Raw genomic sequence first — 18,870 nt, 5'->3', positions numbered from 1 at the left:
CCCTGATTACAAACTACCTTGCATTGTGGAGGTATAATCGAAAACCGTCAACAAAGATAGACACTAGCGTATTAAACACTAAATTCATCTATCTTTGTGATGAAATCTGCGGTTTTTAATCGTCTATCCATTAAAATCGGCAAGCAGAATTCTAATTTGCGACTCCGGCTTACAGCTTGACTGAGAATTAAAATGCATCAGGCATCCAGGGAAGCGGACTTGAAAAGAGAGAGGTTGCAGTCTCGATCGCAGTTGCAGTTCCGTTCAGTTGGTATGAGCAAGCGAGTTGCTCTGCGGTTAACAATCCTGTATACAGGGGAGAAAGTGCATTAATGCTGAGCTGTAGCTCACCTTTGCCCCCTGGGGTCAAGGTTCCTTTCCCTTTGGCAATACTCAGCGTAAATAAGCCATGATTGCTTGAAAATAGGGAATCGTGAACATTGAGATGGAGTTCAGTTTCGATTGAATTCGGATAGCTCCGCTGTTCTAGTGCTTGTTTAAGGTGCACAATCCGTAGCATCCACCGACTCAAGGATTTGATTTTAGCAGTTTGATCCGGCAGACATAAACTAAGAACATCAATAGGTGAGCTTTTCCATTCAATGCGATCGATTTGCGATCGATGATGAGATAAAAACGCCCAGAACTGCCGCATCGCAGCAGGTGACAGTAAAACCCAATCTTTGACAATCAACCGTCCTTGGTTTTGCTGAAAGGTAATATAGCCTTCTTCTCCAATTTGATAAGCATACGTTGGAGATTTTGCATCAAAGCTATAGAGATTCGACCAAATGACAGAATTGCGATCGAGAAACCCTTGATTCCGTTGAGCTTGCTGGTTGTAAAGTGTGGCAAACAGGGGGGAATCTAAGCTTAACGATCGAACTGGCAATTCTTGCGAGTGAAGTTGAATACTCGCCGTATCCACTTCCCAAATGCAAAAAGCTCCTGCTTGCTCATATCCTACTTTTCGATACAAAGGTTGAGCCGCAGAAAATAAGACAGAGAGAGGCACTTCTCGATCATGCAGTTCTTGCAACGTCGATTTTAACAGCGCGATCGCGCTGCCTTGTCCTCGCCATTCTGGAGCAATGCCCACGGCTGCGACTCCAACCATCGGCAAGTTCACTCGGTTGTACCATTGCCCTAAATTGAGCAATCCCAATCCTCCGATCACTTCTTGGTCTGCCCATAAAAGCCGAGTATTCTCTACTCCAATTCGACTGAGATAAGTAGGCTCATCTGAAAGTGGCGCATCAAAGCACTGCGACAAAATTCTGCCAAACCGTTTGAGATCGCTGAAATCTTCAGCAGGATGAAAAGTGAATTGCATTCGCTCAACCAAACAGGATGCAACCTTACTTTACCAATTTCAAGTTTCAGGGAAAATCAAACGACACTTGGCTTCAAGAAAAAACACACTCAAGCGATACTGCCCCGCTTTCGAGTTTCTTTGTAGGACGTGCCGACATTGCGCAATCCAGCTTTGATCATCTGCTGTTCGAGAAGTGCAAAGAATCGAGCGCGATCGCCGCCGCGTACAACAGCTTGATTATGCGCCTCTGCCAGCGCCACGGGATATCCATATCCTTTCTGCACCTGACCCAATACTAAACTCAATGCAGATTGCAACATATCCTCATCGGCTGCAACCCAAGCCGGAACTTCCACCCGCGCAATTTCACTACCAACATTCACATAGCAGAAATGAATGGCATGATCGCCATAAAATTCCTGAATTCGAGCCGAACTCTTCCATAAGGGACTACGCTGTCCCGGTTCTAGCCTAATTGCCCACAAAGCTGCATCTTTAAGTGGGTCGAGAACTTGGCAAGGCGCACGATCGACAACTTCACTACAATGCGTCATACAATCCGGTGCTAAGTAAGGACAGCTTTGCAGTCTTAAGAAATTCAAAGCTTCTCCACTTCGAGAAGCACTGATATAACCGACCAGTGGCACTGCGATCGCTCTTAATTGATCCCATGCGGCTAGGATGGGAGCCAGAATACGATCGCGTGCTTCAGCAGGTAACTGTTCTAAAAACCAGTAAATCAATGAGCCATCTGTAAGCGCGAGTGTTGGGGCTTCCATTTCATCAGTTAGAGCTTGTGCTAACTCTGCTAGAATTTGCGCTTCTAAAGCAGTTCTTTGGTAGCCCATCCACTCCTCGGTGCGAATTCCCCATTGCCTAGAAACATAGAGATCTTCAGGGCGATAAAAGACCTCAGGCAAGCTATCGAGTAAAGGCAACTTGCTTTGCCCATAGTGCAAAATGATCCGTCCCACATTGATCAAATAGCAATAAGCAATTTCATGATGACTGGGTGCAATTTGAGAACCATCAGTGGCAATCACCGTATGAGCAGCCGGAGGTGCAGCAATCCCAATTCGAGTATCGAGGGGTTCAAGCGGCATTGCTGCCGTGAAACTTAGGCGATCGCGCCATAATTCTTGCATTTGCACGAGATCTGCTTGTCGCTCATTTGCTTGCGCCATTAGCAATTGTGCTCGATCAAGGCGTTGTCGAGTTGCCGTTGCTTCGAGGGTCAACTGTTGGCTAATGCCTTGCATTTGTTGAGCGAGTTTTGTCAGATCTAACATCTCAAAAAACAGATCACTTGCACTAGAAGCATAGCGTTTTTTTGAGATGCTGCATCCTACTGATTCAGACCAGCGATCGCTTCTAGAATAGAAACCAAGAACAGTTTGACTCAATTCATAGGAAGATCGCCGATGTACGGAGCCGATCCGAAAGACAAGCACCCGATGAAGGGATTTCCCCAAATCTGCTTCATTCAAAATACCGTTCAGAATCCCAATATCATCATTGGCGATTACACCTACTACGATGATCCAGAAGACTCTGAAAACTTTGAGCGCAATGTTCTCTACCACTTTGACTTTATTGGCGATCGCTTAATCATCGGTAAGTTCTGCGCCATTGCAACAGGAGTCAAGTTCATCATGAATGGCGCAAATCATAAGCTCTCTGGCTTCTCAACTTATCCGTTTAACATCTTTGGCAATGGATGGGAGACAGTCACACCAGTTCCTCAAGAGCTTCCATATAAAGGCGATACGGTGATTGGCAATGATGTTTGGTTGGGTTATGAAGCGATAATTATGCCGGGAGTTCAGATTGGAGACGGCGCGATCGTGGCTGCGAAATCGGTCGTCACGAAAGACGTTCCTGCTTATACGATCGTTGGAGGCAATCCAGCAAAACCGATTCGGCAGCGATTCTCAGATGAAATCGTGCAAGAGCTATTGTCGATCGCTTGGTGGAATTGGGATATCCAAAAAATTACCCGCAATCTAGACAAAATCGTTTCAGCCGATTTAGATGCCTTGAGAGCTTGTGAATAAGCTAACATCGGAATTGAGTTTTTCAGGACTAGCCCATGTCGATTATTGTTTCGCCAGCAGATCTTGAGTTTTTCCGCGAACAGCTTTCAGATCACCCGACTGCTTTAGCAGCTTTAGACGTGATTGAAGATTGCGACGGAGATCTTGAAGATGCAGCAATTGCTCTGGCGATCAAATCAGGACAGCTTCCTGAAGAAAATGAGCGCTGGATCGATGGATTGGCAAAGCGCTGGCGGCATATTCTCTGTGAGGCAGATATTAAAGAAAAGTTAGAAGATGGTTTGTCCGGCGAGTTGGTGGATACAATCGTGTCTCAAACTCAGCTACCCATGCGGCTTGCGGTTCCAGTTGCAATTTACGTCCTGAAAACAGGGGTTCAACCGTTTTGCCAGCCGATGGGAGAGAAGATTCTTTAAAACTCAGCTTCGTCAGTCAAGGTTTCGATGAGCAAATCTACCTGACGCTGACGCTCTGCCAGAAATGTTTCACACTGCCGCAAATACTCTACAGCCGTCGAAAACTCTTCAAACACAGCCGCTAATTCCAATTCGCCGGATTCAATTCGCGTCAAAATCTCCTCAACTCGTGCCACGGTCTGCTCATAGTTCCAAGTGTCCGTAGAGAGTTGATTCAATGTTTTAGAAGGGTTGAAGCGAGAAGAATTAGCCATTCGTCATTTGCAAGTGGGCTTTCCTTATTTATAGTTGTTCTGGATTCGGTTGGGCTGATGTATTCAATACACTATTGACGTACACCTCAATTTCTCCTTGTCCGAGTTGAATTGTCAAGTTATCTCCAATTTTTACATCTTTGGCAGATCGCACAATTCCTTTCGCAGAACGGACGACCGCATATCCTCGCTGCAAAACGGCTTGCGGATCAAGCGTTGTTAATTTTTCTTGAAGCATCTGACAATGCTGCGATGCGGATTGAAATCGTCTTTGCGTCGAATGAATTAATCGCTGCTGCAACCAGGATACGACTTGCATTTCCTGTTTTAATGCCCGATCGAGCTTCAAGCGAGACATGCGATCGCGCAATCCCACCAATCGATCCTGAGCGATCATCATGTACCTCGCCATGGCTGAGCTTAATGCCTCAGATCGCTCTAAATGAATCTCATACAAATCCGCCAAACAAGGCACTGCCTGTTCTGCTGCCGCCGTGGGTGTATGTGCAAAGACATCAGCCGCTAAATCCGCCAACGACTCGTCTCTTTGATGCCCAATGCCCGCAATCACTGGAATTGAGCAGTTTGCGATCGCTCTCACCACATTTTCGTCATTAAAACAAGCCATATCTTCGATCGCACCGCCTCCTCGTGATAGAATTAGTACATCCGCTCTGCCATCTCGCTCCACTCGCCTGATCGCATTGACGATCGCGCTGGGAGCCTGATCACCTTGCACTAATGCAGGGGAAAACAGCACCCGAAGACCTGGATACCGTCGTTTGAGCGTTCTTTGAATGTCTCCCCAAGCGGCGGCTTGCGGTGAAGTCACCACCGCCACAGTTTGAGGATGAGATGGAATTGGGCGTTTGCGATCGACATCAAACAGCCCTTCTGCTTCTAGACGGTCTTTGAGTTGACGCGATCGCAAAGCACGCAGACCTTCCCCACCCGGAAGTGCCTGCCAGACCACCAACTGATAACTGCCCCGGTGCGGCTGTACATGCACCCGACCGAGCACAATCAACTGTTCTCCCGGCGCTGGGATCGTCGTCAACTTATGCAATTGACTACTCCAAACCACACACTGAATCACCGCCTTGGCCGCTGGATCTTGCAGCGTAAAAAACAAACCGCTGCGATATCGAGTTGCACTCGAAACCTCTCCGGTTAACCAAACCTGACGCAGTTGATCATCCTGCTCGATCAGCGATTGAATGTAAGCCGTTAAATCCGCCACAGATAGGGCGGAATCCGGAACCAATAAATTCGGCAGTTTCGAGGTCATACTCGTTACCCTAGAGAGAGCAATTCCAGATCTCCATGCTACAAATTTTGGGAATAAGATGATAGATCAAAGCGCATCGGGTACAATTGCCCCCTTGATCAAGTTTGGATTCATTCCCTCCCGTTTGCCCCACATATTTTTCACACCTACTTTCTGAGGCGCTAATGGCAAGTAAAACAACAACAACAGAAACGACCGATAAGCAAAAAGCCCTAAATCTCGTGCTCACCCAGATCGAGCGCAACTTCGGGAAAGGCAGTATTATGCGCCTAGGCGATGCCACCCGAATGAAAGTAGAAACGATTCCAACGGGAGCCTTGACGCTGGATTTGGCGCTCGGTGGCGGTTTGCCGAAAGGTCGAGTGATCGAGATTTACGGCCCTGAAAGTTCGGGTAAAACGACGCTGGCGCTTCATGCAGTTGCAGAAGTGCAAAAGTCGGGTGGGATTGCAGCCTATGTCGATGCTGAACACGCGCTTGATCCGAGCTACTCAGCCGCTTTGGGTGTCGATATTGCAAATCTTTTGATCTCTCAGCCGGATACAGGTGAATCGGCACTAGAAATTGTGGATCAGCTTGTGCGATCGACTGCCGTTGATGTGGTCGTCGTGGACTCGGTTGCAGCGTTGGTTCCTCGGGCTGAAATTGAAGGCGAGATGGGTGATTCGCACATGGGTCTGCAAGCCCGTTTGATGAGCCAAGCCTTACGGAAAATCACCGGAAACATCGGTAAGTCAGGCTGTACGGTGATTTTTATTAACCAGTTGCGGCAAAAGATTGGCGTGACCTACGGTAGCCCTGAAACGACCACAGGCGGTCAAGCTCTGAAGTATTACGCTTCGGTACGACTGGATATTCGTCGAATTCAAACACTGAAGAAGGGAACCGAAGAGTTTGGAACCCGTGCGAAAGTGAAGGTGGCAAAAAACAAGGTTGCGCCTCCGTTCCGAATTGCAGAATTTGACATCATTTTTGGTAAGGGAATCTCTACGCTTGGATGTTTGGTCGATTTGGCGGAAGAGACCAATGTGATTGTCCGTAAAGGCGCATGGTATAGCTACAAGGGCGAGAATATCAGCCAAGGTCGAGATAATGCCATTAAGTATCTCGAAGAGCGTCCAGAGATTGCCAAAGAAGTTGAAGTGCAGGTGCGTGAGAAGCTAGAGATGGGCGCACAGGTGTCAGCGAATTCAGTGGGTCAAGTGGATGAGCAAGAGCTAATGGATGATGACGAAACTCTAGATGAAGAATAGGAATTTGGGCGATCGAGCCTAAAAGAGTGGTTGAAAAGTATCAACAGTTTCTTCGCTCCAGTCTATCTCGCCCCGGAATGGAATTCCGGGGCGGGTAGAGGCGACGAATGATCCTTTTATCAAACATCCCCTAAGCATTATTAGAGACAGTTGAAGGTTCAATTGTCTCTTTTTTATTTGTTTCTCTCGCTGCTGTCGATCGCAGTGCTTGTCCTAGCACTTGAATTGCAATCCCTGGTTGAAACAGACTTGAAGCAGGTTTAAGCATGTGCATGACTTCTAAGAACGCTTGATAAATCTCTTTTTTCTGCGTCATCAATTGACCGAGATGATCGAAATACAGATCGAGCAATCGATTCAGTCCTTGGGACTTTAGCCCTTCAGCACTGCTGTAGCGATAATCCTGATTAATCGCAAACGTCCAAGGCTGATTTTGTACCTTCGCGACCTCTTTTTGAATTTTTCGAGCCAGACCTTTTAGTGAACTCGATCGATGTTGTGTGAAACACCGATCCAAAGTCTGAGCGCTGAGTGCTGCAACCGTCATGCCCTGTCCATAAATTGGATTAAACGTACAGGCTGCATGTCCGAGCACGACAAAATTCTCAGGCTGGCGCTGCATTTTCTCATACCGTCGCAATCGATTTTCAGTTTTCCGAAACCCGTAAATGGGCGTTAAGGGTTCTGCATCTTTGATTGCCTCATAGATCTCAGGACTGACCAAAGTTTTTGCAAACTCTAGAAACTCCGCTTCGGTCGTGGGCGGATAATCTCGTTCTGCACCAGCCAATCCGACTGACCAGCGATCGCCTTCGATCGGGAACAGTGCGCCTCCTCTCGTTGCACCTTGAGGCGCACAGGTAATAAAGATACCTTTCCAATCAGCTTGAAAGTCCGTAGGCAGGCGGTAGATGCGACTCGAATACCCAATGAAGGCATTGACAAACAGTTCTAATGGAGGTTCATATCCTAAAGCTTTTAGCCATTGCGGCGTTTTGGAAGTTTGTCCACTCGCATCTACAATCCAATCGGCAGATAGAGATTGATCTTGAATTTTAACGCCAGCGATGCCTTGTCCATCTTCAGCGGCAATCAGCCCTGTGACCTGAGACTCCGGTAGAAATTGCACATTCTCGACTTGCTCTAATCGTTGCCGAATTGTCCAATCCAGTAAATCTCGGCTCATTGAGATTTGGACTAAGTTCGATTCGTACCGGGGGAGCCACCCAAACGCACTAAACAATGCCACATCGCCTGAAGGATTTAAGGATACTGCGCCAGCTTGAATCAACTGATCGCGTAATCCTGGAAACAATGCTTCGAGAATTAACTGTCCGCGCATTAACAGAACGTGTAAGTGCCGAGATTGAGGCATACCATTTCGGGGCTGAGGTGCCTCGGGAAACCGATCTCGTTCCACGATCGTCACTTGCTCGAAGTGATTTGCTAAAACCCTGCCTGCTAACAATCCTGCCATTCCACTGCCAATCACGATCGCATGTTGAAATCTGCTCATTTTAGAACTCCAGCCTTATTTTTAGCGATCTGCGTATATGTCGTTTTTCACCGGGATAGAATTAATTCTAAAAGTACAGAGGAGCGATCGTGTCAGATCACATTGGTTTTCTAGAAAATTGGCAGGATGCTTTAGTGTTTTGGTCTTTCGTTGCGGTGACAGTGTTTGTAACTTGGCGGATTCTCGTGAGTAAGCCGAGAGATTAGGACTGACAAAGGCGTTTGCGATCGTGAGTTCTTTGATATCATCATCGCGGGATTAATTCGACACTATGACGCTTACCGTTCAAGATATTGGCGAACAAGGATTATTAAAACGAGTTCAAGCTTTTTGTCCTCGTGCGGTCGTGGGAGATGATGCTGCGGTTCTGCCGACTGAACCTGGAAAATCGATTGTGATTACTTCCGATGTTTTAGTCGATGGCGTGCATTTTAGCGATCGTACGACGCCGCCCGAAGCCGCAGGTTGGAGAGCGATCGCGGCAAATCTGTCTGATTTGGCTGCAATGGGAGCTTCACCGCTCGGCATAACGGTTGGATTAGGTCTCCCAAAAACAACCCCCGTAGAATGGGTGGAAAAGCTTTATCAAGGTATGGCGGATTGTCTGAATCAATACGGGGGAGCCTTGGTCGGTGGAGATTTATGTCGATCGCCTGTGATTACGGTTGCGATTACTGCATTTGGTCAGGTTGATCCGAATCGTGTGATTCAGCGATCGACCGCTCAGCCCGGAGATGCCATCTTTGTGACCGGATTTCATGGGTCGTCCCGTGCAGGATTAGAAATGCTCTTACATTCTGACCCTGCACCAGAGAGAGCCTCATTAATTCGCGCACATCAATATCCAATTCCGCGATTTGATATTCCTCAACTGACGAGCCGCGTGTCTGGAATGGATAGTAGTGATGGCTTAGCAGATGCAGTCCTACAAATCTGTCGGATGAGTGGAGTCGGAGCAAAGCTCGATCGAGCTTTAATCCCAATTGATCCAGCTTTGAAACAGTGGGTTACTCCTGAAAAAGCAATGGAATGGGCATTGTACGGCGGTGAGGATTTTCAGCTTGTTTTATGTTTGCCACAAGAAGAAGCGAAGCTTTGGGTCGAGCAAGTCAGCGGCTCAGCGATCGTGGGTCAAATTACTTCTGATTTAGCAGTGCGATTGATTGATAGTTCCGGGGAATTTAGCGATCGCACTTTGAGCTTAGATCAAGGATTTCAACATTTCCAAAAGTAAGCGATTAACAAGAGTAGGGAGTGGGGAGTTGTTTCTTTGCTAGCTCCCTACTCCCCACTCCCCACCTAATTCAGCACTACTCTAGCTTCGGACTACACCAAAAACGACAATTGCTGTTGTTGTTGAGCGAGTACTTTCAGCAGATCTTGAGTCGTAAATGGTTTTTGTAAGAATCCTTGAAAGCCACGTCTTTCAGCTTGAGTCACAATTTCAGTGGATGCAAGTCCGCTCATCGCGATCGCATAAATTTCTCCGTTCACTCGCCGTAGTAAAGGTAACGTTGCCCATCCATCTAATGTCGGCATCATCAGATCCATGATCACAGTTTGAATCTCTGAATGTTCGGTCAACAGTGAGATCGCTTCTGTCCCCCCTTTTGCGACAACAACCTGATACTCATGAGCCAATAGCATCGCTTGTAAAGTATCACAGACTGCCTGCTCATCATCCACGACTAGTACCCAAGCTTGCTGACCTGATAGAGACTGTAGTGTCTCCTCTGAAGGACATTCTTTTGAGCAATCCGCAGGCAGATAAATTTTGAACTGACTCCCTTGATTAAACTGACTTTGAACATCAACAAATCCATGATGGCTTCTAACAATGCCTAGTAAAGCAGAAAGTCCTAAACCTGTACCTTTTCCGATCTCTTTCGTCGTGAAGAATGGATCAAAGATCCGATTGAGATTTTCTGGCGAAATGCCCGTTCCGGTATCTGTGACAGTGATGACCACATAAGAACCCACGTGAGCATCAAGATGTAACCGCGCGATCGCATGATCAATTTCAATGTTCTCAGCCTGCAGCGTTAGAGTTCCACCTTCAGGCATGGCATCCCGCGCATTCACACAGAGATTCATTAGAATCTGATGGATCTGGGTTGCATCACCTGTAATCGTGCAAAGGTCAGAAGCAATATTGGTATGAATGTCGATCGATTTAGGTAAAGTCTGCTGAATGATTTGCTGCACCTCACGCAGAACATGACTCAATTGCAAACTGACGCGATGTCCTTCGACTCCTCTTGCAAACGAGAGAATTTGCTTCACCAAGTCCGCGCCGCGCCGCGCGCTCGTTTCAGCCGTCTTTAAGAGGTAGCGATTGCGATCGTCGAGATTGGGAAGCTTCAGCGGCAGAATCTGAGTGACTGCCAAAATGGGCGTGAGAATATTGTTGAGATCATGCGCCACTCCACCTGCTAGAGTACCTAAACTTTCGAGTCTTTGTGCTCTGAGAAATTGGGCTTCGAGCTGCTTTTTCTCGGTAATGTCCATTTGAATGCCAAGCATTCGCAGCGGTTGAGCCACAAGGCTACTTTGTACCGCAATCCAGCGCAGACTTCCGTCAGGGTGCAGAATTCGGAATTCAGTATCGAGAGCTTGCTGATCTTCAATCTCAATCTTAGTTCGATCGTCAGGATGAAGTAGCTCAATCCAATGCTCATAGCTCCCAGCAAAACTTCCCGGAGCTAGACCATAAAGTGCTTCAGCCTCGGCTGTCCAATTAATCTCGTTCGTTTGTAGATTCCATTCAAAGGTTCCAGTTTTCGCAGCTTTTTGAGCGAGTTCTAATCGGGCTTGGATTTTTTGACATCTTTCAATCTCTTGCTTGAGTTCTGCGGTACGTTCTTGAACGCGTTGCTCTAAGATTTCATTTGCCTCCCGCAATGCTTCTGCGGCTTGTTTTCGCTCGATCGCATATCGCATCGAGCGAATCAATGTATCCGGATTGAGTTGACGCTTCATTAAATAGTCCTGAGCGCCATGTCGAACTGCATTGATTGCTAGATCATCATCATTGGTATTCGTCAGAACAACGATCGCAACACTGGGAAACTGCGACGTTAAGTTACTCACAGAATCGAGTCCAGTGCTATCAGGTAAAGTCAAATCAAGTAAAACAATATCAAAATGAGTCGATTTTAACTGTGCGATCGCATCTGACATGCGCTGTACTGGGACAAGCTCAAATCGAGTCAGAATCGTGCTCTTGAGAATTTCTTGGAGCAGGCGCACTTCTGGAGCACTATCCTCTACAAGCAGCACCTGCACAGAAGGCTTCTCTAACCAGTTCTGATAGGTAATGTCGCAGTCTCTAACCAAAATTCCTCAATCCCCTGAATAATCTTAAATAGTTGGGGTAAATTTCGAGATTTAGCAATGTAGCAATTGACATGCAAATCGTAGCTTTTATGAATGTCTTCTTCATTGCGCGAAGTGGTCAGAACAACCACGGGAATATGCTTGAGCAAAGGATCAGCTTTGATCTCTGCTAGCACTTCCCGCCCATCTTTTTTTGGTAAGTTCAGATCCAACAGAATCAAATCCGGGTAAGGATCTTGAGCCTGAAGGATCTGCATCGCTTCCATGCCATCGCGAGCAACAATCACATCACATTCTGTCGCTGTGCTTTTCAGCGCTTCTTGGATGAGCCGAATGTCGCCTCGATTATCTTCGATGAGAAAGATGCGTTTTCTTTCCGGCATCTCGTCCTCCGACGGGAATGGTGAAGTAGAAGGTTGCGCCTTGATTGACATTGGATTCGACCCAAATCCGACCTCGATGGCATTCGACAATCTTCTTACAGATTGCGAGTCCCATTCCAGAGCCAGGATATTCATCGCGGGTGTGCAAGCGTTGGAAGATCACAAAGATGCGATCGCTAAATTGCGGATCGATGCCAATGCCATTGTCGCGGACTGAGAACAGCCAAGTATCTTCTTGCCGTTGCGCGCCGATATGAACCTTCGGTGGTTCTGTGCCTCTAAATTTAATCGCATTGCCAATGAGATTCTGGAAGAGCTGCATCAACTGAGTTCCATCTGCCACAATTTGAGGCATCGGATCATAGGTCACCGTTGCTTCCGTTTCAGCAATGCGTCCTCTGAGGTTACTGAGTGCATGAGTCAGCGCGGCTTCAGAATGAGTCAGTTGCCACTCAATGCCTTTGAGATCAACCTTCGAGTAGACCAAGACATCATCAATCAACGTCTGCATTAAGCTCACGCCTTCGACAGCAAAATCGATGAACTCAGTGGCATCTTGATCCAGCGCATCGTGGTAGCGCATTTCGAGAAGCTGCACATAGTTCGCGACTTGATTGAGTGGCTCTTGCAAGTCATGCGAAGCAACATAGGCGAACTTCTTCAATTCAGCATTCGATCGCTCTAAATCCTGAGCTAGGAGTGCGAGTTCTTCAGCTTGCTTGAGGACAATGTTGACGATCGCTTTTCGCAATTCCAATGTAGCTTGAATCTCGACAGGCTTCCATGACAAGGAATTGAGCCGAACTGTCTCTTTCCAAAGCTCAAAGGATTTGCGGGGGCATAAACGACGATCGTCTCCGGATTCTTTAAGCTCATACGCATGATTTGGATCGCCTCCCCAGTTCACAGTTTGAATCACTTCTGGACGGAACCAGAGGACATAGCTCCGCTTAGAAATTGGAATCGCGAGTAATCCACTCGCCACATGCTTAAATCGCTCCGCATCAGAGTAAATCAGCGGCAGAGATTGAGTGTAAAACACCTCGTCATCATTGTTCTTCGCAAGCCATTGAACCAGATAATTCAGTTCTTCTTCAGAGGGGGTTTGCCCTAAAGTCGTCCAGCGTCCACCAAAACAAATTGCTGCACCTGTTGCATCTGCGAGATCGAGTAAATTCGGCTCGGATTGTGTCAGACCCTCAATAAAGTTACTTGCTTCAGACATCGCTTCAACCAAGGCAGATTGTACCTGTGCAAGGCGCATTCGATAGGTATAGTCTGCCGTTTCTTCGCGAGTCGAGATTTCTGCAAAGATCACACGCCCTAAAAATTCGCAGGCTTTCCGCAATTCATACGGCACAGGTTTGGGAGTGCGATGATGACAAGCAATCAAGCCCCAAAGCTTTTGGTCTTTCATCAAGGAGATGGTCAACGATGCTCCAACTCCCATATTGTGCAGATATTCAGTGTGGCACGCGTAAGGACTGCGAAGAATGGACAGGGTTAAATCGGTTGGCTGGTAGGTCAGTGGATTATTTGCCGGATAGAGGGCAACAGGTTCGGCGTGAGCATCTGGAATCACGCGAATCCAGTTAGACAAGAACATTTTCCGAGCGGGTTGCGGGATATCGGATTCAGGGAAATGTAGCCCAAAGTAGGATTCAAGTTCTGCAATTTTTTCTTCTGCAACCACTTCGCCATGTCCATCATGGTCAAAGCGATAAAGCATCACTCGATCGAATCCGGTGACTTTGCGAACTTCGCGGACAATAATTTGACAAAAATCCTGAAGATTAGACGTTGCTTCGAGCTGGCTAATCGAAGCTTTTGCAAGATGATAAAAGCTCAGAAATGGAATGTTTTCCTCTGTCAAAGCAGGTTCTAACTCTAGAACTAAAAAGCCGTCTGCGCTGCGATGGAACACGGCATCAAATACAGCATAGTCATCGCCATTTCGCTTGATCCAAATTCTCGTTGGATTAATAAAGTCAAGATTGTCTGCGGATAATCCGGCTCGGATTCGTTCAACTTGGAAAGAGTCGAGAATTTCATCGATCGCTTTTCCAAGAAGCGTTTCAGCATCCATTTTTAACAGAGAAGTCGTATTGCGGCTTGCCTGCAAAATAATTAACTCTGGCTCCTTTAACACGAGCAGGATGCCATGAGGTTGAACCTGGGTAAGGCGATGAATGGAAGGTTGCTTCAAGCTGATTAAACTGCTTGATTGAGTATCTAAATTTAAGTCAGTCATAATCTTTTCCTGCCTCTGTGAATTGCCACATCTACCCCTACGTTCCACGTCCGAGCATAGCGCAGGAATTTCAGCCGGATCGTTAATTAAAATCGCCAGTTTTTTTAATTAGATTTCTGAGCTTATAAAATTTAGGACTCTGCAATCAAAGCACAAACAATCCTGAGCGCTCACTCTCCTGGTAAGGTTACAATTCCTAACCAAAAATCTTTAATTCGCTGAATAATTTCAGTCAATCGATCGCGTTCTGAAGATTCGATTACATAGCTATTTCCTTGCAACACATAGCTTTGAAAGATGTCTTCTTTCTTCTCAGAAAAGGTCAGCACGATCACGGGTATTCTTCTAAACTGCGGATCGGATTTAAGTTCTTTCAAGACTTCATGACCTGTTTTTCCAGGCAAGTCCAAATCCAGCAAAATTAAGTCAGGGCGAGGAGCATTTTCGTAAATGCCTCGGCGGTACAAGAAATCGATCGCGCTTGCACCATCGGCGATCGCTTCGACTCGACAAGGAACTTCATCCTGTTGAAAGACATTTTGAATCAGGATCGCCTGCTCTGGGTTTTCTTCTAGCACTAAAATCAAGCGTTCCAACAGATCTTCCTCCAAGGCTGTGTGATCACTTTTAGTATGAAAAGTGCGATCGACGAAAAACTCTCTTGATTTTGTTAATCTTTCAGTCTCGACCTGATTTGTCGAAATCACTCGAAAAAATTGAGGAATGATGGCTTTAGGCTTGAAGCAGAAATTAAGCCCCTTCAGAAATTTTGATTATGCTGACTCATTCTCGATCGCTGTTTACAATTCTTCTTCTGACCACGACGTTCGTTGCAGTTCCGCTCGCTTCAGTTTCTCTCACAGCTCCAGTGCAATCACCGCCAAAAGAGATGTCTATTGCTCGCATGGGTCTTGCAGGCATCAAACTGGGTATGAAAGCGTCTCAGGTTGAACGCAAACTCGGCAAGCCACCCCAAATGGCATCTCAAGCTTCAACCTGTTGTGGAACCTTGCTCTACTGGAAATATCCAGAACTGGAAGTGCATTTTGAAGTCCCAATGGGCGTTCGTCAAGAACCGAATGCTACAGTTTATTCGATTACAACGCGTAGTTCAAAGTTCGCAACATTAGAAGGAGTGCGCGTCGGCGATCGCCGAAACAAAGTCTTACGAATTTACGGAACGCCCAGTGCCGATGAAGACAATGCAGTGTTTTATGCCAACGATCAGTACGCTTCGTCCTTAGTGTTTCGATTTGAAAACGATCGCGTAGTGGAGATCAGCGCCGCCTCACAGTTAAATTAACTTTGCTTGGAACTATTGTGATGAAGAGTATTCATCAATCAATATCGTTCACCTTTAGGACAATGAAATTTTTTAACCAGGGTATAGGACTTGCAACATTTTTGTTCCTCACAACAGCGATCGCGGCTCAAGCACAACAGCCTGCACAAGCTCGGATCTATGAGTTTCAGTGTCGCGAGGGCAAGCAGTTTCGAGCAAGATTTATTGGCAATCGTGCGATCGTGACTTTCGAGAATCAATCTCTGAACCTGCGCCAAGTTCGCACAGGTTCTGGAATTCGATATCAAGCTGGCAAGTACACCTTTTCTGGCAAAGGAGATCAAGCTGAACTGACGCACAACAATCGACCATTTTATCAAGCTTGCACCGGAACAATGATCTCTCCAGCCTCTACAACCGTCTCTGGTAACGTCACTTATCGAGAGCGGATTGCTTTGCCGCCTGATGCGATCGTGCAAGTCACTTTAGAATCGGTTGACGCACCAATCGAAGTTCTTGCAGAACAAACTATCGAAACGAAAGGCAAACAAGTCCCGATCCCGTTTTCGCTCAATTACAATACTTCTAGCATTCGTGAAGACATATCTTATGTCATTCGTGCCCGGATTTTAGTCGATCAGCAGCTGCGTTTTGCTGGAGATGTCGCTTACCCAACTACACCGCATCAGAAGCCTGAAAAAGTTGAAGTAATTGTCCGTTCAGTAACGCCCACTCCAAGATAGGTAACTTAAGGAACTGGAATCCCTGGAATATTCACACGAATCCGATATACAGAGCTACAAGCCGTAACATAGAGACTGCACCAATCAGCATCACCCCAGGCACAGTTAGAAGGCTGCTCTGGAAATACGATCGTGCCCAGATGAGTTCCATCCGGTTCAAACACCCAAACTCCCCCAGGTCCAGTCGCATAGAGATGCCCGGCTTGGTCAACCTTCATGCCATCCGGATTCCCAGATACTCCCGGAGTACTCATCGCGCAAAAAACTCGATCGCCTGTTAGAGAACCATCCGCTTGCACATCAAATGCACGAATATGACAGCGTTCCGACGAATCATCAATATACAGCGTCCTTTCATCTGGAGATAATGCTAAACCATTCGGTGCAATGAAATCTTGAACAACCAGTTTCAGCATTCCATCAATTGATAGATAGTAAACTCCTTGAACAGGTTGTTCTTGCTGCTCAGGTTGAATTCCATAAGGTGGATCAGTAAAGTAGATTGAGCCATCTTGTTTCACAATCACATCATTAGGACTGTTGAGTTTCTGGTTACCAAAGCGATCGCATAACACAGTAATCGTTCCATCTAGCTCTGTCCGCGTCAAACGACGGCTTCCTTCCTCACAAGTGATCAATCGTCCTTGTCGATCGCGCGTCAAGCCATTCGCATTACCACTAGGCTCCCGAAAAACCGTTAATTGTCCATCTGCAAATTTGTAGATCCGATTAGCAGGAATATCGCTAAATAGTAAATATTGTGAATCTGCAGACCACAGCGGACCTTCTGTAAATTTCAACCCGGATGCAATGCAAGTAACACGAAAATTCTTAGGGAACAGGGTTTTGAACGATTGTGTTGTTGCCTGTAAGCAATTTCCTGGCAAGTATTTTGCGATCTGCTGTTTGATCTTTAATTTTATTGTCATCACTTTAACTGCATGAGGTTTGTACACAGCATTATCAACGATTCGATTCCTAAATTAAAAACTCGTCGTAGTTAAAAAAAGAACAAAGCATGTTCCGAGTACTATTTAAAGAAATGTCTTAGAAATGTGCATCAAGAGATTGCATCAGTCTCTGAATATCACAAGATGCCAACAATAAAAGTATCTATACTGCCGATTATGTCTAGCTTTCATAATCGACAATCCACTAGCAGCGTTTGATGAAGTTTTGATGAAGTCTTGATTTTTTTCCCCTGACGCTCGATTGTGACGCTGTAAAAACTGCAACAAGTCACCTGTGTAATTCATATCAGCCTCAAAATGAACATAAGTTTTCAGGTCAATACACCGCAAGTCGTTTGTGAAACGATTGATGGAGAAGTCGTCATTGTTAATTTAGAGAAAGGATACTACTACAGCTTGCTTAAGACAGGCGCAGAAGTTTGGAGTGGTCTTGAGCAAGGCAGCGATCGTCTTCACCTCATTGATCAACTCACGCAAACCTATGCAGCAAGCTACGAGGATATTGCAACAGCCGTCGATGAGTTTCTAGACCATCTAATCCGTGAAGAACTGATCTTGAAAGTCGAAGGCACGACGCTTGATTCGCCAAATCCCACCACAACGATTGCACCTTCTGCCTCCAAACCTCAGTTTGAAAAACCGATATTGGAAAAGTTCACCGACATGGAAGACTTACTCCTACTCGATCCAATTCATGAAGTCGATGTAGAAGTAGGCTGGCCTAACGCCAAGTCTGCCTAACGCTCATGAACAATTCACCAGAGAAGCACAAAAAACACATCTTCCAGTTTGGATTCTATCGTCTCACTTTCACACAAGAGCTTCTGTTAAAAGCAGCCCTTTTGAAGGGTCAATCTGCACTCACCGCTTGGGAGCAGTGGAAAGCTCGCGTCGATATTGAAACCTTAGACTCAACATCCTTTACACTCCTGCCGCAACTATACCAAACTCTATTGGCGCACGGTGTCGAAGACCCTCACATGGCAAGGCTGAAAGGGATTTATCGGCGCACTTGGTATGCTAATCAACTTCAGATTCGATCGCTTCATACCATTTTGGCAGCCTTGGCAGAAGCTGGAATTGATGCGATCGTTCTCGGAGATTCTGCTCTCAATTTTCACGGCAGCAATTTACCTGTCTCCAGCTTCCATTTGCTGCTCCGCCAAGATCAGCTAGATCCTACCTTCAAGACCCTTATCGCTCTCGATTGGGAAGCCCCTGCACCGACTCCAGGGCAGGTGTCAATCCAATTCAAGGCGCAACAGCAGAGTCTCTATATTCAGACACGTCTATTTTGGGCATTCCCTCAAGATGAGACAGATGAGCAGGTTTGGCGGCGAGCCATCTCGCTTCCTAACGCTGGATTCTTACTCGATCCAACTGATCAGCTTTTAGAAATCTGTGCAAGAACATTCTTGAAGGCAAGAGGACAAACCATTCAGGGTCTCGCAGATGCATTTTTACTGATCCAGAGATTTGGCGACGATCTGGACTGGCAACGATTGATCACTCAAGCACAACGCTATCGTATGATCTTGCCCCTGCGAAACACGCTGACGCTGTTGCACCAAATCCTTGAGTTAGATGTACCAAACTGGGTACTGCCTACGCTGGTGCAGATGCCGCTCCTATCTGAGGAATTGTCCACCTATCAAGTCTTAGCAGGAGAGTGGCAACCGTGGCTGAGAGCGCAAAGCTTACCTGTGATGCGACCTTTAGAACAGTATTTATTTCAGCTTCGGCATCGCCCATTTCCAGGTAGACAAATTCTGAAAACGCTTCTTGTTCCCCGATACTAAGTCACTCTT

General features: G+C 46.4%; 18 protein-coding genes. 8 read left to right on the top strand and 10 right to left on the bottom strand.

The genetic code is table 11. The features are described 5' to 3' along the window. Window positions 1–187: 187 nt before the first annotated feature. Both J0L70_RS20825 and J0L70_RS20820 read right to left on the bottom strand, forming a co-directional pair. Entirely contained in the window at window positions 188–1,333 is a 1,146-nt protein-coding gene (locus J0L70_RS20825) for a GNAT family N-acetyltransferase (protein ID WP_017289145.1), read from the bottom strand. 89 nt (window positions 1,334–1,422) lie between these two features. Next, window positions 1,423–2,604, bottom strand: coding sequence for a DNA double-strand break repair nuclease NurA (locus J0L70_RS20820; RefSeq protein ID WP_287455732.1), 1,182 nt, complete (start codon window positions 2,602–2,604; stop codon window positions 1,423–1,425). A 132-nt stretch (window positions 2,605–2,736) separates the two neighbouring features. On the opposite strand from J0L70_RS20820, the gene J0L70_RS20815 reads away from it, so the two are divergent. Together J0L70_RS20815 and J0L70_RS20810 are read left to right on the top strand one after the other, a co-directional pair. Continuing rightward, window positions 2,737–3,369: a Vat family streptogramin A O-acetyltransferase gene (locus tag J0L70_RS20815; RefSeq protein ID WP_287455731.1), complete on the top strand. Its 633-nt coding sequence runs from the start codon at window positions 2,737–2,739 to the stop codon at window positions 3,367–3,369. Window positions 3,370–3,404: 35 nt separating this feature from the next. Continuing rightward, window positions 3,405–3,785 (top strand): hypothetical protein, encoded by a 381-nt coding sequence (locus tag J0L70_RS20810; protein WP_017289142.1) that lies wholly within the window; start codon window positions 3,405–3,407, stop codon window positions 3,783–3,785. On the opposite strand, the gene xseB is transcribed toward J0L70_RS20810, so the two are convergent. Beyond that, window positions 3,782–4,039, bottom strand: coding sequence for an exodeoxyribonuclease VII small subunit (gene xseB, locus J0L70_RS20805; RefSeq protein WP_017289141.1), 258 nt, complete (start codon window positions 4,037–4,039; stop codon window positions 3,782–3,784). The two genes, J0L70_RS20810 and xseB, sit on opposite strands and share 4 nt — an antisense overlap. Window positions 4,040–4,067: 28 nt before the next feature. Further along, complete coding sequence (gene xseA, locus J0L70_RS20800) at window positions 4,068–5,327, bottom strand: exodeoxyribonuclease VII large subunit (protein WP_017289140.1); 1,260 nt, start codon at window positions 5,325–5,327, stop codon at window positions 4,068–4,070. Between the two features lie 164 nt (window positions 5,328–5,491). Between xseA and recA the strand changes: the two genes are divergently transcribed. After that, window positions 5,492–6,580, top strand: a complete 1,089-nt coding sequence (gene recA, locus J0L70_RS20795; RefSeq protein WP_287455730.1) for a recombinase RecA — start codon at window positions 5,492–5,494, stop codon at window positions 6,578–6,580. A gap of 130 nt (window positions 6,581–6,710) precedes the next feature. On the opposite strand, the gene J0L70_RS20790 is transcribed toward recA, so the two are convergent. Continuing rightward, a complete protein-coding gene (locus J0L70_RS20790; protein WP_287455729.1) occupies window positions 6,711–8,096 on the bottom strand; it encodes an NAD(P)/FAD-dependent oxidoreductase in 1,386 nt (461 codons plus the stop codon). A gap of 271 nt (window positions 8,097–8,367) precedes the next feature. On the opposite strand from J0L70_RS20790, the gene thiL reads away from it, so the two are divergent. Continuing rightward, on the top strand, window positions 8,368–9,330 hold the full coding sequence (gene thiL, locus J0L70_RS20785; RefSeq protein WP_017289137.1) for a thiamine-phosphate kinase: 963 nt from the start codon (window positions 8,368–8,370) through the stop codon (window positions 9,328–9,330). Between the two features lie 92 nt (window positions 9,331–9,422). Here the strand turns inward: thiL and J0L70_RS20780 are convergent, their stop codons facing one another. The 4 genes from J0L70_RS20780 to J0L70_RS20765 form a co-directional block, all read right to left on the bottom strand. Further along, window positions 9,423–11,432 carry a hybrid sensor histidine kinase/response regulator gene (locus J0L70_RS20780; RefSeq protein ID WP_026148760.1) on the bottom strand — a complete coding sequence of 670 codons (2,010 nt, stop codon included), beginning with the start codon at window positions 11,430–11,432 and terminating at the stop codon, window positions 9,423–9,425. Continuing rightward, the gene (locus tag J0L70_RS20775; protein ID WP_017289135.1) at window positions 11,393–11,815 is read right to left on the bottom strand and encodes a response regulator; all 423 of its coding nucleotides are present in this window, start codon (window positions 11,813–11,815) and stop codon (window positions 11,393–11,395) included. The genes J0L70_RS20780 and J0L70_RS20775 overlap by 40 nt, the downstream gene beginning before the upstream one ends. Then, on the bottom strand, window positions 11,778–14,066 hold the full coding sequence (locus tag J0L70_RS20770; protein ID WP_287455728.1) for a sensor histidine kinase: 2,289 nt from the start codon (window positions 14,064–14,066) through the stop codon (window positions 11,778–11,780). The genes J0L70_RS20775 and J0L70_RS20770 overlap by 38 nt, the downstream gene beginning before the upstream one ends. Window positions 14,067–14,236: 170 nt before the next feature. Next, window positions 14,237–14,662 (bottom strand): response regulator, encoded by a 426-nt coding sequence (locus J0L70_RS20765; protein ID WP_197693253.1) that lies wholly within the window; start codon window positions 14,660–14,662, stop codon window positions 14,237–14,239. A gap of 179 nt (window positions 14,663–14,841) precedes the next feature. On the opposite strand from J0L70_RS20765, the gene J0L70_RS20760 reads away from it, so the two are divergent. Beyond that, on the top strand, window positions 14,842–15,369 hold the full coding sequence (locus J0L70_RS20760; RefSeq protein ID WP_268242564.1) for a hypothetical protein: 528 nt from the start codon (window positions 14,842–14,844) through the stop codon (window positions 15,367–15,369). A gap of 62 nt (window positions 15,370–15,431) precedes the next feature. Next, window positions 15,432–16,091, top strand: coding sequence for a YbaY family lipoprotein (locus tag J0L70_RS20755; RefSeq protein ID WP_190653310.1), 660 nt, complete (start codon window positions 15,432–15,434; stop codon window positions 16,089–16,091). Window positions 16,092–16,096: 5 nt separating this feature from the next. Here J0L70_RS20755 and J0L70_RS20750 read toward each other — a convergent pair whose 3' ends face one another. Then, the gene (locus tag J0L70_RS20750; protein ID WP_287455727.1) at window positions 16,097–17,020 is read right to left on the bottom strand and encodes an SMP-30/gluconolactonase/LRE family protein; all 924 of its coding nucleotides are present in this window, start codon (window positions 17,018–17,020) and stop codon (window positions 16,097–16,099) included. A 339-nt stretch (window positions 17,021–17,359) separates the two neighbouring features. On the opposite strand from J0L70_RS20750, the gene J0L70_RS20745 reads away from it, so the two are divergent. Further along, the gene (locus J0L70_RS20745; RefSeq protein ID WP_017289129.1) at window positions 17,360–17,803 is read left to right on the top strand and encodes a PqqD family protein; all 444 of its coding nucleotides are present in this window, start codon (window positions 17,360–17,362) and stop codon (window positions 17,801–17,803) included. A 5-nt stretch (window positions 17,804–17,808) separates the two neighbouring features. Further along, on the top strand, window positions 17,809–18,861 hold the full coding sequence (locus J0L70_RS20740; RefSeq protein WP_287455726.1) for a nucleotidyltransferase family protein: 1,053 nt from the start codon (window positions 17,809–17,811) through the stop codon (window positions 18,859–18,861). Window positions 18,862–18,870: the final 9 nt, after the last annotated feature.

The sequence above is a fragment of the Leptolyngbya sp. UWPOB_LEPTO1 genome, assembly GCF_017302695.1.
Taxonomy (GTDB): Bacteria; Cyanobacteriota; Cyanobacteriia; order Leptolyngbyales; family Leptolyngbyaceae; genus Leptolyngbya; species Leptolyngbya boryana.
The sequence above is the reverse complement of the archived record's forward strand: the minus strand, read 5'-3'. Positions and strand labels throughout refer to the sequence as shown.

Excerpts from the sequence above, each read along its gene's own strand:
- J0L70_RS20750 (WP_287455727.1), bottom strand. The coding sequence starts at position 17,020 with ATGACAATAAAATTAAAGATCAAACAGCAGATCGCAAAATACTTGCCA.
- J0L70_RS20745 (WP_017289129.1), top strand. The coding sequence starts at position 17,360 with ATGAACATAAGTTTTCAGGTCAATACACCGCAAGTCGTTTGTGAAACG.
- J0L70_RS20820 (WP_287455732.1), bottom strand. The coding sequence starts at position 2,604 with ATGTTAGATCTGACAAAACTCGCTCAACAAATGCAAGGCATTAGCCAA.
- J0L70_RS20770 (WP_287455728.1), bottom strand. The coding sequence starts at position 14,066 with ATGACTGACTTAAATTTAGATACTCAATCAAGCAGTTTAATCAGCTTG.
- J0L70_RS20755 (WP_190653310.1), top strand. The coding sequence starts at position 15,432 with ATGAAATTTTTTAACCAGGGTATAGGACTTGCAACATTTTTGTTCCTC.
- J0L70_RS20775 (WP_017289135.1), bottom strand. The coding sequence starts at position 11,815 with ATGCCGGAAAGAAAACGCATCTTTCTCATCGAAGATAATCGAGGCGAC.
- J0L70_RS20825 (WP_017289145.1), bottom strand. The coding sequence starts at position 1,333 with ATGCAATTCACTTTTCATCCTGCTGAAGATTTCAGCGATCTCAAACGG.
- thiL (WP_017289137.1), top strand. The coding sequence starts at position 8,368 with ATGACGCTTACCGTTCAAGATATTGGCGAACAAGGATTATTAAAACGA.
- xseB (WP_017289141.1), bottom strand. The coding sequence starts at position 4,039 with ATGGCTAATTCTTCTCGCTTCAACCCTTCTAAAACATTGAATCAACTC.
- J0L70_RS20740 (WP_287455726.1), top strand. The coding sequence starts at position 17,809 with ATGAACAATTCACCAGAGAAGCACAAAAAACACATCTTCCAGTTTGGA.
- J0L70_RS20760 (WP_268242564.1), top strand. The coding sequence starts at position 14,842 with ATGCTGACTCATTCTCGATCGCTGTTTACAATTCTTCTTCTGACCACG.
- J0L70_RS20790 (WP_287455729.1), bottom strand. The coding sequence starts at position 8,096 with ATGAGCAGATTTCAACATGCGATCGTGATTGGCAGTGGAATGGCAGGA.
- xseA (WP_017289140.1), bottom strand. The coding sequence starts at position 5,327 with ATGACCTCGAAACTGCCGAATTTATTGGTTCCGGATTCCGCCCTATCT.
- J0L70_RS20810 (WP_017289142.1), top strand. The coding sequence starts at position 3,405 with ATGTCGATTATTGTTTCGCCAGCAGATCTTGAGTTTTTCCGCGAACAG.
- J0L70_RS20815 (WP_287455731.1), top strand. The coding sequence starts at position 2,737 with ATGTACGGAGCCGATCCGAAAGACAAGCACCCGATGAAGGGATTTCCC.
- recA (WP_287455730.1), top strand. The coding sequence starts at position 5,492 with ATGGCAAGTAAAACAACAACAACAGAAACGACCGATAAGCAAAAAGCC.